We start from the raw sequence: 17,502 nt of genomic DNA on the forward strand, positions 1-17,502 counted from the left end.
GAGTTTCGACGCCCCGCCAAGCCCTAGCGACGCTGTTGCCGCAGCACCACCGCAGCAACCACCGCAGTAATGCCCAGCATTTCGGCGAAACTCAGCACCTGGCCAAGCACCACAGCACCAAGCAACGCCGCCGTGAGGGGCAGCAGGGCCAACAGCACCGCAAAATAGTCTGGGCTGGTGATGCGCAGGATCACTTGGTCGAGGCTGTACGGGATTACCGCACTGAGCAACCCGAGTCCGGCGGCGAGGGCGAGCAGCTGCCAGGTGGGCATACCTACCCCACCGTCCGCACCTGCGGGCCACAACAGGATCGCAAGAGGGATGGCAAGGACGGCAGCCCAACAAAAGCTCACCGCCAAACTATTCTTAGAACGAGTTTTTGCCACCCGCGCGCCCACGACAATATAAAGGGCCCACAGCGCGGCGGCTAACAATGCGAACACGACCCCTGCCGCACTGGCTGACCACTGTACCCCCGACAGCACCGACACGCCCCCGCCAGCGAGCAAGAGCGCACACCAATCCCGAATGCTGCGGCTCCCCCAAGCGGCGACAGCGATGGGCCCCAAAAACTCAATTGCCACCGCGGTGCCCAACGGCAGCGTGGCGATGGCTTGATAAAAGGACATGTTCATACCCAGCGTCACCACCCCGAACACGGCGGCGATTGCGCCGGGGCGGCCGAGAAATTCACCAGGGCGGGGGCGGCGCAACACGAGCAGCAACACACCGGCGGCGGCGATACGCAACCACGCCACCAGCGTCGGCGGAAGCACATCGAACAAACCGACGGCTAGTGCGGCGCCCGCATACATCGACAGCCCAGCGGCCACCATGAGCGCTGGTGCTGCACATCGTTCCCACATAGCACCCCAGTGTAAGGCCGCACCTGATGGCACCCCAAGCGGCCAACGCCACTAGGGCACTTCGAGATCGCCAACAAACAGCGTGACGAATTTTTTATCAAACACCACCGGGTAGCCCAAAAACCCGGCGGCGTGCGTGTGGCGCGCCAGCACGGCGGCCTTGAGTTGGCGCGGAGAGCCCGTGAAGTACATTTCTGTACCGGGTTCAGGCTCCACCTCGCGGCCCTCACAATAGCGCAACACCTCGCGATACGTGTTGGGACCGACGTGATCAAAATAGAACGTCGACTCGAACCCGCCAACGAAGCACTGCCGAGCCGAGTCAAAGACGAACACACCATCGGTAAACTCCTGGCCGGCGCGGGCGTCCAACTCCTCGATGGTGAGCGCATCGGGAATATCCAAGTCGAAATCCTCCCCCACGCGGGCCGTGCCACTCTGCCTGCCGTCGCACACATGCGCCTTGCCCAACAGCTGCGCATAGCCAAACACTTGGGCATCGCCCTCCACGGCGGCGAGACCGGACACCCAAGCGTGGCCGTACACGCGCGCCCGCCCGAGCACCTGGGCCTGACCAAACACGCGGGAGTTTTCAAAAACCTGCCCGTCTTCATGCACCCAACATTGACCGGCGAGCTGCGCATTGCCGAACACTTGGGATTGGCCAGACACCCAAGCCTGATCGGCAACCGTGGCGTTTTCAAAAACGCCTGCCATCCCGCCGACGCGCGCCTTGGCCTGCACGGAGGCACACCCGAACAAACGAGCGTGGTCGCCCACCCAGCTTTGCCCGAACACGCGGGCGTTTTCGAACACGCGGGCGTCGCCGGCGATCAGGCACGGCCCCGGCCCGGCACGCCACACCGTGGCATTGCCAAACACCTGAGCATTGTCGGTGACATCCCCGGACACCATGGCATTGCCGTAAATCTTGGCCTGCCCGGAAACTTTCGAGCGGTTGCGCACTTGAGCGTGTTCGTACACTTCGGCAGTGCCACACACCACGGCTTCGTCAGTGATCGAGGCCTCCCCGTACACCTTGGCGTCGTCGGCAACCCACGCGTCGTCGGCAAGGTTTTCGTGTTGCTCCACCCAGCCGCCAAGCACGCCCGGCAACACGCCGCAATGCCGCAGAAACTTCAGTGCGCGAATGCGGCGCAGCGTCCGCCCACGGTATTCACAAGTTTCGCCCGTCAATTCAAAGTGCGCCATGCAAGCTCCCCTTTTATCTGTCCGTGCCGTCCCCCAAACTACCCGCCCACGGCGGAACTGTGGCGCAACCGCTACCCCCAGCAACGCAAACACCCCGCCGCGCCTCACAACGCCTGCGGGGTGTAACGCCACGTACCGCTGGTGTTAGGTGAGCTTCTCCAGCGTCGCGGTAACCCCTTCAACGATATCGAAGCCACCGGCGGGCACATCGCTAATGCTTAGCGACGTCGCGAGCACCTCGCCAGCAATAAACTCCCGGTGCCGCTGCGCCCACTCGACCTTATCCGCGGGAACGGCGAGGGCGAGTTTGATCCGGTCAGAAACCTCAAAGCCGGACTGCTTGCGGGCGTCCTGCACGCCGCGGATCACGTCCGCCGCCCAACCTTCCGCCTCCAGCTGTTCGGTGACATTCCGGTCGAGCAACACGAGCCCGTCCACACCTTCGATCTGCGCGGTGCATTCCGGGTCCGCCACGACGAGGCGCTCCGTGAACTCCCCTTCGCGCAATTCGATTCCATCAGCGATGACGGTGTCGCCCACACGCTGATACTCACCGGCTTTCACCGCACGAATAACCCGCTGGACGTCCTTGCCCAAGCGCGGTCCGGCGGCGCGGGCGTTGACCACCACTTCAAAGTGGCCGATCGCATCCACATCGTCAGTGAGAACCACTTGTTTGACGTTCACCTCGTCTTGGATGATGCCCACAAACGGCTCCAGTCGCGCGGACGACGGCAGCGCCACCGTCAACTTCAGCAACGGCAGCCGATTGCGCAATTTGTTCGCCTTGCGTATCGACGACGCTGCGGAACAAACGCTGCGGACCTCATCCATCGTGCGCACTAGGTCATCATCGGCTGGGAAATCCTCCGCCTTGGGGAAATCCACCAGGTGAACCGAACGCCCGCCGGTAAGGCCACGCCAAATCACTTCGCTGACCATAGGCAATAGCGGCGCGGACACGCGCGTGAGGGTCTCCAGCACCGTGTACAAGGTGTCAAACGCCTCGGGGTGCTCCTCATCGCCAGCCCAGAACCGATCGCGGGAGCGGCGCACAAACCAATTGGTTAGCGCGTCGCAGAACCACCGCACCTCGTCGCACGCGCGGGCGATATCGGCGGCGTCGAGAGCCTGCTGGCAGGCGGCAACAAGGTTGTGCACCTTGGCCAGAATGTACCGGTCGAGCACGTTGGTGGATTCCGTGGACCAGGTCGCCGGGCGGGAGGAATACAGCTGCAGGAACGTGTAGGCGTTCCACATCGGCAGCAGCGCCTGACGCACACCTTCCCGAATGCCCTGCTCGGTGACGATGAGGTTGCCGCCACGCAAAATCGGGCTGGACATGAGGAACCAACGCATCGCATCCGAACCGTCGCGTTCGAACACATCATTGACATTCGGGTAGTTGCCCTTCGACTTGGACATCTTGAGCCCGTCGTCGCCGAGGACGATACCGTGTGCGACAACCTTCTTATAGGAAGGACAATCGAACAGCGCGGTGGCCAGCACGTGCATGGTGTAGAACCAGCCGCGGGATTGACCGGAGTACTCCACGATGAAGTCCGCCTGGTTGTGAGTGTCAAACCAGTCCTTGTTTGCAAACGGATAGTGCTTTTGCGCAAACGGCATAGAGCCCGATTCGAACCAGCAGTCCAGCACCTCCGGCACGCGCCGCATCATGGAATTGCCGGTCGGGTCGTCCGGATTGGGGCGCACCAGCTCATCAATGTACGGGCGATGCAAGGACGTCGGCCGCACACCGAAATCCCGCTCCAGCTCGTCGAGCGAGCCGTACACATCCACGCGCGGATACTCCTCCGAATCAGACACCCACACCGGAATCGGAGAACCCCAGTAGCGATTGCGGGAAATGTTCCAGTCGCGAGCACCTTCCAGCCACTTGCCAAACTGCCCGTCGCGCATATGCGCCGGCATCCACTCGATCTGCTCATGGTTGAGCTTCACCATGCGATCCCGGAACTTAGTCACGGCGACAAACCACGACGGCAACGCCATGTAGATCAGCGGCTCGCCGGAACGCCACGAGTGCGGGTAGGAGTGCTCAATGGTTTCATGGCGCAGCACCCGACCAGCCGCTTTGAGGTCACGGATGATGTGCTTGTTGGCGTCGAAGACGAGCATGCCTTCATAATCCGGCACCAAGGAGGTGAACTTCCCGTCCATGTCGACGGGGATGACCAGCTCGATGCCCTCGATCAGGCAGGTATTCATATCGTCTTCACCAAAGGCGGGAGCTTGATGGACGATACCGGTGCCGTCTTCGGTGGTGACGTAGTCGGCGGCGATGATCCGGAATGCATTCGCATGATCACGGAAGTAACCAAACACAGGTTCGTATTCGAGGCCGACCAGTTCGGCGCCGGTGTGCGTAGACAGCACCGTATACTCCCCGAGCTCCTTGGCGTAACCGCCGACGAGATTCTCGGCAAGCAGGAAGCGTTCGCCAACAAATTCGGATACGGCGCCGACGCCCGCCTCGACGAGAACGTACGAAACCTCAGGGTTGACGGCCAGCGCCAAGTTCGACGGCAGCGTCCACGGCGTGGTCGTCCACGCCAGTGCGTTGGCGCCCACAAACTCAGCCTTTCCGGCAATGATCGGCATGGTGACCGTCAACGCCGGATCTTGGCGCATCTTATAAGAATCATCGAGTCGGGTTTCCTGGTTCGACAGCGGCGTGTGCTCCGCCCACGAGTACGGCAACACCCGAAATCCCTGGTAAATCAGGCCTTTATTGTAGAGGGTTTGAAACGCCCACATGACAGATTCCATGAAACCCAAGTCCATGGTTTTGTAGCCGTTGTCGAAGTCGACCCAACGGGCTTGGCGGGTGACGTAGTTCTTCCACTCCTCGGTGTATTCGAGAACGGACTTGGCGCAGAACTCGTTGAACTTTTCCAAGCCCATGGCTTGGATTTGCCCTTTATCGGTGATGCCGAGCTGTTTTTCAGCTTCGAGTTCGGCGGGCAAACCGTGACAATCCCAACCGAACACACGAGCGACTTTCTTGCCGCGCATGGTCTGGTAACGGGGGATGATGTCTTTCACATAACCGGTAAGCAGATGGCCATAATGCGGCAGGCCGTTCGCGAACGGCGGACCGTCATAGAACACAAATTCTTCGGCACCATCGCGTGCATCAATGGACGCCTGGAAGGTTTTATCTTCCTCCCAGTACTCGAGGACACGCTGTTCCATGTCCGGAAAACGAGTGGAATTCCCCGTGAGATCGACGCGGGGATACACGCCGCCAACTGCCATTTGACTGTCTCCTTGCACAAAGTTTTCATAACTTGATGCTGGGACGCACCAACAGGGCGCGCGGTACCACCCGGCTTGAATGCATGACGCATTCCTCTTCGTTGAAGGGTCTGTCACGGTCCCACCCGTTCGGTTCTACTGAGCACACGCGCTAAACACATGCACCGTTCTTCCGAAAGCTCCCCGGTGATTGCCGGATCGTTGCGGTTGTGGTCTCTAGCTTAACGCCTCGAGCGAATGACATCCCAAACCCACAGGACAAGACCTATTCCTGCGACCACAATCAGGAGGTACGACCAGATGTCAGACTCGGCTTGGACTGCGATAACCAGCAGAACCAGCGCCACCAGTGCAACTAGCACTGCTGCTATAAGCACTCCGTTTTCCTTTCGCACGAAAAGGCCCCACAGCAATTGCTGGAGGGCCCAATCACTTCAGGCTAATTGTCGTCAGCACCGTGCGGGGCTGCGGTGCCTCGCGTGGACAACTCTTCAAGTTGGCTTTCAAGGTACGTCTTCAGGCGAGTACGGTACTCGCGTTCGAAGGTACGAAGTTCCGCGATGCGGCCTTCCAATGCGGACTGCTGCTTCTTCACGGTGGCCATAATCTCAGTGTGTTTACGCTCAGCATCTGCCTGCAAGGCATTTGCCTTATCCTCAGCCTGGCGAATCTGAAGTTCAGCTCGCTCAGTAGCCTCAAGGATCATTGCCGTAGAGTCTTGCTTTGCCTTCGCAAGCATCGCCTCGGACTTCTCAGTGGCCTCAGTGACCTTTGTTGAAGCTTCACTATTCGCGCGCGCGATCGTACGCTCAGAGGCAACATTGGCCTGCGCAACGGTACGCTCAGCTTCTGCACGTGCAGTCTCCAACATATTGTGGGATTCTGCTCGCGCGTCACTGGTAAGACGATCTGCCATTTCCTGCGCCAAGCCCAGGACGCGGGCGGCCTGCAGGTTGGTATCCGCAGAAGTCTCTTGAGGCTTGTGTTCCTCGACCCATTTCGCCTGTTTAGCTTCGTATTCGGCACGCAGTTCAGACTCGAGGTCGGCGCGAATGCGCTGGCGGATCGCGGCTTCGTCCACTTGGGGAACGGCGGCAATAGGGGCGGGGCCACCTCCCTGGGCGAGCTCTGCGCGGAGTTCGTCGACCTGCTGGCGCAGATCTTGGTTCTCTTCGTGAAGCTGGCCGAGGGTGTCTTCCACCAGATCGAGGAACTGGTCGACCTCGTCCTCGTTATAGCCACGCTTTCCAATCGGCGGCTTGCTGAAAGCCACGTTGTGCACTTCAGCTGGAGTCAGCAGCATGGACGGTTCCCTTCGCGTGTCGATTCAAAGCCCCGAAATAAGGGCCCTTTAGCTTCAGGGGGGACCCTAAAGCGCCTTGTTCAGATAGTCGCAAGTGTAACCCAATTGAAACCCTTGCGCACTGCATTACATAGCTCATTGTTCCCTGAATGCACGCGATTGACAACTGAAACCCGCAAAGATGGTGCACAAGATAGTGGCTGACACGCACGCTACTGACGTGATTTACCCCCAAAAAATCCCCCCGAATAATTTTAATAAGCGCTGCTCAGGAGGAGCTGAATCATTTGAAGGCCAAAAAACAGCACCAATACCGAAACGTCTAATGCGACGGAACCCATACGTACGGGTGGAATCACTCGGCGCAAGGCCTTCACCGGAGGGTCCGTAATCACGAAAATTGGTTCCGCTATCATCACAAACCAGCGCGGCGGCCGGAAGTTACGCGAGAAGGATTGGATCATCTCGATCAAAATGCGCGCTATCAGCAGGAAAATGAAGATCTCAATGATCAGCGACAGCGTTAAAACAAGGTAGTTCACGACACCGAGCCTAATGCAAAAAGAGGATCACCACGAACAGTGAGCTACGTGGTGACCCTGACGGAAAAAGGTACGAAAATTCTACCGGATTGCTCGTTCCAACTCGATGGTGCTTACCGAAGCACCCTCGGGGATAATCGCAAACACTCGACCATCCAACTGACGCATGGTGCCACGCAGCGCGAAACACAAACCGGAAGCAAAATCGACGATTCGGCGGGGAATGCCACTGGCAGCGCCGCTCATATCGAACACAACCGCGTCCCCATCACGGAACGGTTCGGCCACAGCAGTGCAATCATCAAACGTCTGTGTACGCACATACACGACATTCGGGGAGTAGGAGCGCGATACAGTTTCGCGGTAAGAGTAGGTTTCCGCAGGTTTGTACGCGGCGCCGCTGCGCGGATCCACCGCGTAATCATCCTCGTAATAAGTGTCCTCCGGCGGGGCATCGAGGCCGAAAAACTCCTTGAACTTCTGAAACTGCGACATAGCGTCGTTATCCTTTTCCGTTGTGCAACATTACGTTGTGCGACATTTGCTTGTCCTACGGTAAATCGCGCGACCCCAAGATGCCGGTTCCGACACGCACGATTGTCGAACCCGCGCAAACTGCTTGTTCTAAGTCTTGAGACATTCCGGCACTAAAATCCAGAGAATCTCCATAACAAGCACGTAATTTGCCTACCATGCGTTGTGCACATTCAAACGTTTGATCGCCTACCGGCAAAACGCACATAAGTCCGACTAGTTCCAAATATTCAGCCTCGGAAATCCATTCTGCAAGCGGCTCAACATCCGCCTCTACCGCCCCACCACGCTCGGGATTACCATCCATACTCATTTGCACCATGCACCTCAGCAGCCCCTCGCGTTTACCGGTTTCAAGCGCGAGACCAGCGCCTTTATTGAGCGCTTGGGCAAGCTTGAGCGAATCCACCGATTGCACAGTATGCGCCCAGCGCGCCACCGAGTTCGCCTTCTTGGTTTGCACTTGGCCGATCATATGAAAACTCATATCGGTGAGCAAGTTTGCTTTTTGCCGGGCCTCTTGATCCCGATTCTCCCCCACCTCCCGAATACCCAACTCGAACAACAGCTCGATATCTTCGATTGGGTGATACTTAGTTACGGGCAGCAGTTGAATGTCGCTCGCGTCCCTTCCCGCCGCCTTCGCCGCACGTGAAATTCGTCCCCAAATTTGTTGCAGATTCGCATGTAATTCGGCGCGGCGCGTATCGCGCAGCGTCATTGGAGCCACACCAAACCGGCCTGACGGCCCGTAACACCATCACGACGATACGAAAACATTGATTCCTCTTCTATTGTGCACCTTGGATCCGCGTCGATTGCGCGAACCCCCAAGCTAAGTAGCTGGCGCACAATCCCCGCTCGAACATCCAAGCCACACGTCCCGCGCTCGGTGACGGTGCGGGACCCGGGAAGCTTCGATTCCACATCATCGGCCATTGCTTGCGGCACTTCGTAATGGCGACCAGACGCGGCCGCTCCCAACAGCGCGTGAATATGGTGCGGGTTGGCACCCAACTCAGCCATCTGGGATATCGTTTTTGGCACGATCCCGTTACGCGCTCCGATTCTGCCAGCGTGCACGGCTGCAACCACACCAGCTTCAGTATCGGACAGCAGCACCGGCACACAATCCGCAGTGAGCACCGCGAGCGCCAAACCACGCTGCGTGGTCACCAGCGCATCGGTGGCCTCCACAGGGTGATCGACGGGACCAGTCACCACGCGGACGTTATTAGTATGCAGCTGTTCCATCCACACAATGTTTTCCTCCGGCAATCCCACCGCCCGAGCGAGCCGCGAGCGATTGGCGGCCACAGCTTGCGGGTCATCGCCCACGTGGTCGCCCAGATTGAAGGAATGGTATGGCGCACGGGAAACCCCGCCAGCTCGGGTGGTAAACACCTTGCGGACGGGGCGATGCTCTAAACGTTCCATTTACCGCAGGAAACTCGGGACGCCAAGGTCATCTTCATCGTTGTTGCGGGAATCATTACCGCCGGTAAACATGCCGCCGTGCTGCAGCCTGTTACGGGCCTCCCCAGCACGCGCCTCGTACGTACGCGGCGCCGGCGTGGGTTGGTGGCGCTCCTCCTCCACATCAGCGAACAGCGATTCCCGGGGCGCAGGCGTCGGGCTTTCCGGCTCGCGCTCCTTGGCCTTTTCGGCGCGCTTATTCAGGTGAGTCACGGTACCAGCATTCGTCGCCGGATCGAACCCAGCTGCGATCACGGTCACGCGGACTTCATCACCCAAGTTGTCGTCGATAATAGTGCCGAAAATCAGGTTAACGTCGTCGTCTGCCAATTCCTTCACGCAATGCGCAGCGTCATTGACTTCTTGCAGGCCCAGATCCGAACCGCCCGCAAAGGAAAGCAGCACGCCTTTCGCGCCGGCCATCGTGGATTCCAGCAGCGGGGAGTTCACGGCTTGCTCGGCGGCGTTGCGGGCGCGGTCGTCGCCACGTGCCGAACCGATGCCCATCAGCGCGGAACCCGCATCCTGCATCACGGAGCGCACGTCGGCGAAGTCTACGTTAATCACACCAGGGGTGGTGATCAGGTTGGTAATGCCTTGCACACCATCGTGGAGCACTTGGTCCGCGTTGCGGAACGCATCTACGAGCGACATATTCGGCTCGCCGAGCTGCATCAGCCGGTCATTGGGAATCACGATGAGCGTGTCACACACTTCGCGCAACGCTTCGATTCCCTCCTCGGCCTGCCGGGCGCGCCGATTGCCCTCAAAGCTAAACGGGCGGGTCACCACGCCCACGGTCAGGGCACCAAGCTTCTTGGCAATGTTTGCCACCACGGGAGCGGCGCCGGTGCCGGTGCCGCCGCCCTCACCTGCGGTAACGAACACCATGTCAGCACCGCGGAGCGTTTCTTCGATTTCACTCTTATGGTCTTCGGCGGACGCCCGGCCGACTTCCGGATTGGCGCCCGCGCCTAGCCCGCGAGTTGCCTCGCGTCCGATATCCAGTTTGACCTCGGCATCAGAAAACATCAGCGCTTGGGAGTCCGTATTGACGGCGATAAATTCGACGCCCTTCAACCCCTCTTCGATCATGCGGTTTACAGCGTTTGCGCCGCCACCGCCGACACCGACAACCTTAATCACGGCGAGGTAATTGTTCGGAGAGGTCATATGAGGTTGACTCGCCTTTCTTGTACGTTGATGAATGCTAGACATTCCTACAACCATGTAGGGACCTACTTATCATGAGTGAAAATAGCCAAAAATTGGCGGACATTTCGGGGCGTGTCGGTACATTAAACCTCTACTTTAAGGTTTCTGAACTGCGGAAACGCTACTTCATTGTCACTTGAATAGGGTCACTGACGTTCCAGCGTTGCCCTTCGCGCTGCAATGCAATGCGGGTGGCCACGGCCTTATCGCCATTGTTTTCGGGCGCGCCCCACTCCACCACACGGCCATCGTCGAACAAAACCACGACGTCATAGGGGTCTTTCACCTCAATCGCCTCGACTTGGCCGCGCACCTCCCCCAAGTTTTCCAAAATATCGCTCAGTTTTCCGAAGAGCTCCGGATCATCCTCATCCGTGCCCCGAATCTCCACGGAGCCGTCTGGCGGCGTATCGATCAAAAATGCGGTCCCACTGGTATCCACCAAGTGATCCCCGTCTTTGCGGTGCACGTACAACACGGCCTGACGTTCGGAGACATCCACCACGATGGTATCCGGCCACGACCGCGATACGGTCGCCTTGGCCACCCACGGCAGTTGAGCCACGTCGTTGGCAGCGCGGTGGGCATCCACGCTCGCTAGAATGTCGCCTTCACGAATGTTTGTGGCTTCTACAACCTCATCGACGCTCACTTTTGATTGCCCCTGCACCTGAAAATTCTGGACGGTAAACAATGGGGTAAAAAACACAGCAACAACCGCAGCGACAATTACAATCACTGCGGTCAGCGCGTAGATGAGTTTGCGGTTCACTGGAGTTGGTTCAAAATTTCTGTTCCGAGCTTGGTCACGCTTCCGGCCCCCATTGTAAGCACAAGGTCGCCAGGCTGAGCGATCTCCGCCACGCGCCCAGGCACGTCGGAAAACTCAGAAACATAGTGCGCTCCGATCACATCGGCGATGAGTCGGCCGTCCACCCCGGCCACGGGTTGCTCGCGGGCACCGTAAATGTCCATGACGATCACCTCGTCCGCCAGCGACAATGCCTCGGCGAACTCCTTGTGAAACTCTATCGTGCGGGAATACAGGTGCGGCTGGAAGATGGCGAGCACTCGGCCGCGCTGGGCGCCAGGCGCGGCGTCGGCAAGCTCCGAATCGAGTTTTTCGCACGCGGCTTTCAATACGGCCGCAACCTCGGTGGGGTGGTGCGCATAATCATCGAACACACGCACAGCGGCAAAGGCACCGGAGTCCACGCGGCCGAGGTACTCGAAGCGGCGACGCACCCCACCAAACTCGCGCAAGCCCGCGGCCAAATGCTCCAGGTTCGCGCCCATCAACCAACCAGCGAGCAGCGCGCCGGTAGCGTTCCGTGCCATGTGCTCACCAGGGATTTGAACGTCTACATCCACGCTGGTCTCGCCTACTTCAATGCGGAAGGAAGAGCCGCTGCTGGTGGCGCGGAGGTCGGTGATCTGGGCGTCGCACCCCGGGGTGGTGCCGTAGCTGCGCACCCGCAGCCCACGCTCGCGAGCACGCCGACCAAGCGCGGCGGCGTGCGGGTCATCCTCGCACACCACGAGGGTGCCACCGGGCACAATGCGGTCGGCGAAATCGTCGAATACCTGAAAGTACGCGTCCGCGGTACCGAAGAAATCCAGGTGATCCGGCTCGATGTTGGTCACCACAGCCACGCTCGGCTGGTACCGCAGCAGCGAGGCATCGGATTCGTCGGCCTCCGCGACGAAACACGCACCCGAACCATGGTGGGCGTTAGTGCCCGCGGTGGTCAATTCGCCACCAATGGCGAAGCTAGGATCCATCCCCGCCGCCTGCAGCGCTACCACCGCCATCGACGTGGTAGAGGTTTTGCCGTGGGTACCTGCGATCAGTACCTGCTGGTAGCCATCCATCAATTCTGCAAGCAGATCACTACGCCGCAGCAGCGGAATGCCGGCCTCGGCCGCACCCACGAGCTCGGGGTTGTCTTTCGGAATCGCCGCAAAGGAGGTGACCACGGCGGTCGGCTGCCCGCCCGCGATACGCAGGTTTTCCGCGCGGTGCCCCACCGCCACGTGCGCGCCAAGTTCCCGCAGTTCCGCCACCGCATGCGAGTCGGCGACATCGGAGCCGCTGACCGTGGCTCCCCGGGCGAGCAAGATGCGGGCCAACCCGGACATGCCGGCACCGCCAATACCAATAAGGTGGACTCGAGACAGATCAGTCATATTTCTTTAGCTTTTCTTCACGGTATGCAACATACGTTGCGCGATTTCTTCGGCGGCGTGGCCGAGGCCGCTGCGACGAGCAGCCTCGATCATGCTGTCATGAATTTCCTTATCCGCCAGGATGGCCTTCACCTGGGTGGCCAGCGTCTCCGGCGTGAGGTCGGAATCGTAGATCAAGGCCGCGCCACCAGCGGAAATCACCGGTGTAGCGTTCAGTGCCTGCTCCCCGTTGCCGTGCGGCAGCGGCACGTAAATGGCGGGAATGCCGGCGGCGGTCACCTCCGCCACGGTCATGGCGCCCGCCCGGCACACCACCAAATCGGCCACGGCGTACGCCAAGTCCATGGTGTCAATGTAGGGCACCGCAACATAACCCTCGCGGGCGGGCGGCGCCTCGTTTTTGCGCCCGTAGGCGTGCAAGACTTGGATGCCTGCGGCAGTGATGGCGTCCACGGCGCCGGCAAGCGCAATGTTCAGCGAACGCGCACCTTGGGAACCGCCAGTGACCAGCAAGGTTTGCTTGCTCGGGTCCAGCCCCCACTTGGCGTATCCCGCGGCCTTGGTTTCGTCGCTTTGTTCGCCCGACAGGCTGGCCCGGATTGGCACTCCGACGACGTCGCCGCGCATCCCGGAACCCTTGACCGCGTTGAGCCCAGTGCCGCCCAGCCACACGCCGAGCTTATTGGCCAGGCCCGCACGCGCGTTCGCCTCGTGGACGAAGTATGGGATGCCCAAGCTGCGGGCGGCAAGGTACGCCGGGGCAGAAACATACCCACCGAACCCGATGAGCGCGTCCGCCTGCTGCTTGCGCAAGATCGTGCGAGTCTGGCGCACGGCTTTGATCACCCGAAAAGGCAGCAGAAACAGGTCGAGGTTCAGGCTGCGGGGTACCGGCACCGGATCGATGAGGTTGAGTGTGTAGCCACGGTTGGGCACAAGGTCGGTTTCCAAGCCGCGCTCGGTGCCAAGCGCCGTCACGTCTGCCCCCTGTGCGCGTAGCGCATCCGCCACGGCAAGTGCCGGTTCGATGTGCCCTGCGGTACCGCCACCTGCCACAACGATGTTCACCACGGTTATTTTCTCCTTCGTCGGTTCGCTGGAATTCGCGGATTTGCTGGTTTCCTTGCAACGACGCTACCACCACGCGAAGTCACCGGACGGCCTAGTCGCGGGCGCTCCTGCGGCTTCGGGCGACGTGCATTTGGCACCATTGGTTCGGGCAAATGCAACAATCGATCCCAGAAAGATCGCCCGTAATTTTGCATGTTGGAAATCGCCTCGGGCTCGTGCCGCGCGCAATTCGCAAGCAGCCCCATTGCAAACAACGTAATAATTGCGGAGGTGCCGCCCGCGGAAATCATCGGCAATTGAATACCAGTCACCGGCACCACGCCAATAACGTATCCGATATTGATAAACGCCTGCGCAACCACGCCCGCGGTTAACGACGCCGCGAGTAACCGCTGAAACCTACTCCGGCTACGCTGTGCGGTGCGCAACCCAAACCATGCGAGAATGCCAAACAGGCAGATGACCATCGCCCCGCCCCACAGGCCGAGCTCTTCGCCGATAATGGCGAAGATAAAGTCGTTTTTAGCTTCCGGTAAGTAGAACCATTTGGCGCGCGACTGCCCCAACCCCACGCCGGTGAGACTGCCATCAGCCAACGACAAGAATCCTTGATACGACTGGAAAGCTTTGCCCTGGGTGTCTTGGAAAGACCCAAACAGCGCGTCAAAATACACGGTGAACCTGTCGGAACGGAACCCGCCGCGCATGCTCAGTAGGAGCAAGCCCATGCCCACCACTCCGACCGCGGCGACAATAAAGCGCGGGTGCACGCCGGCGAAAAACAGCACGAAACCCACCACGATAATGAACGCCAGCGCCATGCCCACGTCACCTTGGAGGAAGATCAGAAACACCATGCACAGCGCCACCATGAGGAACCGGGTATTGGGGGTGTCCCAGCCGCGTCCGGTTTTGACCCGGTCCGCCAGGTAGGCGGAACCCCACACCGCGATGGCCACCTTGGCAATCTCCGAGGGCTGGATACGCAACGGACCCAACGCAATCCAGGATTGGGAACCCACGGATTCCCGGCCCGTCCCAATGCCCGGGATCAACACGAGGATGAGCAGCAGAAACGCCAGTACCAGCAGTGCCCCCGCCCAGCGTTTCATGGCGGCAGGACGCATGCGCAACGCCGACCAATAGGCGAACACGCCTACCACCACCATGGCGGCTTGCTTGCCAGCGGCACCCCACGCGGTATCACCGTCGAGCACGGACCACGTCATAGAGCTCGAGGTGACCATGATCAACCCTAGGCCAGTGAGCGCCCCCACCACGATGGTGATTACAACATAGTCGGTGAGTGGGCGGGCGTTGACGTCGCGGGATATTTCTTGCACTCGTTCGGCAAGTTTGCTCATGTACCACTCCCAGCGGCAGCTTGGGCGAAGATGGTTCCGCGCTGGCTCATACCTGAGTACATGTCCAGCGATGCCGCAGCCGGGGCCAGCAGCACTACATCGCCCGGGGCGGCAATGCTCCGAGCAGCTGCCACGAGCTCTTCCATCGCCTGCACCGGGTCCGTCGAATCCGTGATAACCACCGGAATCTCCGGATTGATTGTACTCAATGTATCGGCGAGGATGCCGCGATCCACGCCGAGCAACAGCGCCGCTTTCAACCGGTGGGCGTGCTTACGCACCAGAGGCGCCACCTCCGCGCCCTTCAGCTGGCCGCCGGCAATCCAAATCACCGACTCATGCCCATCCAAGGCAGCATCCGCTGCGTGTGGATTCGTCGCCTTGGAATTATCTATATACGTCACCCCGCCGGAGCTAAACACCACCTGACCGCGGTGACCGGACACCTGGAACCCGGCTAACGCCGCAGCGATGGATTCCGGCGGGATGCCCTGGGATCGGGCCATCGCCGCCGCGGCCAGCGCGTCCAACACGCCCGCCGGGCCGGGCGGGGAAATACCCTCCACCGGCGCTAACAGGCCGCCGCCGAACGCGCGGTCCACCAGGTAGCCATCCACCACGCCGACCTGACCATCCGTAGGCTCACCAAGCGTGAACCCGATCATGCCCGCACCCGCGCGGGCGATCACTTCCGGATCATCCACGCCGACGATGCCGGTGCCGCCGCGCAAGGCTTTCATCTTCGCCTCCGCGTACGCGTCAAAACTGCCGTGCCAGTCAATATGGTCGTGCGCTAGGTTGAGTACGCACCCCACATCGGGGCGCAAGTGCTCCGACCAGTGCAATTGGAAGCTGGACAGCTCCGCCACCAGCACATCGATGCGCGGGGTGGCGGTCAGCGCATCCCCGATGGCAACGCCGATATTGCCTACCGCGGCAACCCGCTGCGGGCCGCGGCGCATCATTTCCGCCAGCATGGCCGTGGTGGTGGTTTTACCATTCGTTCCGGTAACCACCATCCAGGTCCGCGGCGGGCCAAACACGCCGTCTCGGTCCAACCGCCACGCCAGCTCCACGTCGCCGATGACCGGGATGTTGTGGCCCGCGGCGTCGAGAAGCAACGGGGTATCGGGGCGCCAACCTGGGGAAGTCACCACGCACGTGTAGTCCTCCCAGCGAACCTCAGCAGTGGAAACGTTGCCCGCGCCGGTGGCTTCGCTCACCCGAAAACGCGCGGTTTCATCATCGTCGACGACGGTAACCTGCACGCCCAAATCCACCAGCATGCGCGCAACCCCCGCACCCGACACACCAGCACCGGCAACAAGGACGTGGCCGTTGATAATCATTTACACTCCCGCAACATTGAGCCACTCGGTATAGAACAACGCCATGCCGCCGATGCACGCCATGGCCGTCATGAGCCAGAACCTAATCACCACAGTGGTTTCCGCCCAACCACCGTTTTCAAAGTGGTGGTGGAACGGCGCCATGCGGAAGAACCGAACCCCCCTCGTGCGGAACACCGCCACTTGGATCACCACTGACGCCGCCTCAATCACAAATAGCGCGCCGATGACCACCATGAGCAGCTCCGTGCGGGAAGCCACCGACAACCCCGCAACCAAACCGCCCAACGCCAGGGAACCGGTATCCCCCATGAAAATCTTCGCGGGCGCCGCGTTCCACCACAAAAAGCCCAGGCAACCGCCCAACCCTGCAGCCGCCAAAATAGCCACATCCAGCGGGTCGCGCACCGAATAACAACCCGCTTTCACCGCCAACTCACAGGAATTGCGGAACTGCCAAAACGTCACCATGGTGTAGGCACCCATCACCATCGCGGTCGCACCAGCGGCGAGCCCGTCCAGGCCATCGGTGAGGTTCACGGCATTCGACCAGGCACTGATCAAAAAGTAAATAAACAACAAGAACAACAGCATGCCGATAATGCTGCCGCCAAAGCTAATATCCAAAATATCTATGTCACGGATAAATGACAGGTGCGTGGAACCCGGGGTTAAGCCCTGCTCGTTGGCAAACCGCGTAATCATAAAACCAAACACCAGCGACACCGCCGCCTGCCCAATCAGTTTGGCCTTCTTATTCAGCCCCAGGTTGCGGCCCATGGCGAGCTTAATGTAGTCGTCGGCGAAGCCAAGCCCGCCGAGCACCAGCGTCAACCCCAGCACCAGCAACCCGGAAACGGTAAAACCGCCGTAGCCCATGAGCAGGCCCATCACCCCGGACACCAGGTACGCGACAAGGATGCCGGCCAGGATGGCGATACCGCCCATGGTGGGGGTGCCGCGTTTCCGCAGATGCGACTTCGGGCCGTCTTCCCGGATCTCCTGGCCAATCCCTTCCGAGCTAAACCACCGGATCAGCACCGGGGTGAAAAAGATTGCCACGAGGAAACTAATCGCGGCGCTAATGAGGATCTGAGTCAC

The 17,502-nt window shown here is 60.2% G+C and carries 15 protein-coding genes; all 15 read right to left on the minus strand.

Going from position 1 to position 17,502, the window contains the following annotated elements; all coding sequences use genetic code 11:
* Positions 1–23: 23 nt before the first annotated feature.
* Complete coding sequence (locus tag Q4D83_RS01350) at positions 24–866, minus strand: DMT family transporter (protein ID WP_303172296.1); 843 nt, start codon at positions 864–866, stop codon at positions 24–26.
* 51 nt (positions 867–917) lie between these two features.
* Positions 918–2,078 (minus strand): hypothetical protein, encoded by a 1,161-nt coding sequence (locus Q4D83_RS01355; RefSeq protein ID WP_303172298.1) that lies wholly within the window; start codon positions 2,076–2,078, stop codon positions 918–920.
* 144 nt (positions 2,079–2,222) lie between these two features.
* Positions 2,223–5,360, minus strand: coding sequence for an isoleucine--tRNA ligase (gene ileS, locus Q4D83_RS01360; RefSeq protein ID WP_303172299.1), 3,138 nt, complete (start codon positions 5,358–5,360; stop codon positions 2,223–2,225).
* A 439-nt stretch (positions 5,361–5,799) separates the two neighbouring features.
* Positions 5,800–6,663: a DivIVA domain-containing protein gene (locus Q4D83_RS01365; protein ID WP_303172301.1), complete on the minus strand. Its 864-nt coding sequence runs from the start codon at positions 6,661–6,663 to the stop codon at positions 5,800–5,802.
* A gap of 254 nt (positions 6,664–6,917) precedes the next feature.
* A complete protein-coding gene (locus Q4D83_RS01370; RefSeq protein WP_303172302.1) occupies positions 6,918–7,205 on the minus strand; it encodes a YggT family protein in 288 nt (95 codons plus the stop codon).
* An 81-nt stretch (positions 7,206–7,286) separates the two neighbouring features.
* Positions 7,287–7,700: a cell division protein SepF gene (locus Q4D83_RS01375; protein WP_303172303.1), complete on the minus strand. Its 414-nt coding sequence runs from the start codon at positions 7,698–7,700 to the stop codon at positions 7,287–7,289.
* 55 nt (positions 7,701–7,755) lie between these two features.
* On the minus strand, positions 7,756–8,460 hold the full coding sequence (locus Q4D83_RS01380) for a YggS family pyridoxal phosphate-dependent enzyme (RefSeq protein ID WP_303172305.1): 705 nt from the start codon (positions 8,458–8,460) through the stop codon (positions 7,756–7,758).
* Complete coding sequence (pgeF, locus tag Q4D83_RS01385) at positions 8,457–9,176, minus strand: peptidoglycan editing factor PgeF (protein WP_303172307.1); 720 nt, start codon at positions 9,174–9,176, stop codon at positions 8,457–8,459. Before pgeF ends, Q4D83_RS01380 begins: the two co-directional genes overlap by 4 nt.
* On the minus strand, positions 9,177–10,388 hold the full coding sequence (gene ftsZ, locus Q4D83_RS01390; RefSeq protein ID WP_303172309.1) for a cell division protein FtsZ: 1,212 nt from the start codon (positions 10,386–10,388) through the stop codon (positions 9,177–9,179).
* A 163-nt stretch (positions 10,389–10,551) separates the two neighbouring features.
* Positions 10,552–11,202, minus strand: coding sequence for a cell division protein FtsQ/DivIB (locus tag Q4D83_RS01395; protein WP_303172312.1), 651 nt, complete (start codon positions 11,200–11,202; stop codon positions 10,552–10,554).
* Positions 11,199–12,617 carry a UDP-N-acetylmuramate--L-alanine ligase gene (gene murC / locus Q4D83_RS01400; RefSeq protein WP_303172314.1) on the minus strand — a complete coding sequence of 473 codons (1,419 nt, stop codon included), beginning with the start codon at positions 12,615–12,617 and terminating at the stop codon, positions 11,199–11,201. Before murC ends, Q4D83_RS01395 begins: the two co-directional genes overlap by 4 nt.
* Positions 12,618–12,623: 6 nt before the next feature.
* A complete protein-coding gene (gene murG / locus Q4D83_RS01405) occupies positions 12,624–13,694 on the minus strand; it encodes an undecaprenyldiphospho-muramoylpentapeptide beta-N-acetylglucosaminyltransferase (protein ID WP_303172858.1) in 1,071 nt (356 codons plus the stop codon).
* On the minus strand, positions 13,691–15,052 hold the full coding sequence (locus Q4D83_RS01410; protein ID WP_303172315.1) for an FtsW/RodA/SpoVE family cell cycle protein: 1,362 nt from the start codon (positions 15,050–15,052) through the stop codon (positions 13,691–13,693). The genes murG and Q4D83_RS01410 overlap by 4 nt, the downstream gene beginning before the upstream one ends.
* A complete protein-coding gene (murD, locus tag Q4D83_RS01415) occupies positions 15,049–16,401 on the minus strand; it encodes a UDP-N-acetylmuramoyl-L-alanine--D-glutamate ligase (RefSeq protein ID WP_303172317.1) in 1,353 nt (450 codons plus the stop codon). Before murD ends, Q4D83_RS01410 begins: the two co-directional genes overlap by 4 nt.
* A complete protein-coding gene (gene mraY, locus Q4D83_RS01420; protein WP_303172319.1) occupies positions 16,402–17,502 on the minus strand; it encodes a phospho-N-acetylmuramoyl-pentapeptide-transferase in 1,101 nt (366 codons plus the stop codon).

Source organism: Corynebacterium sp. (genome assembly GCF_030532715.1).
Lineage (GTDB): Bacteria > Actinomycetota > Actinomycetes > Mycobacteriales > Mycobacteriaceae > Corynebacterium.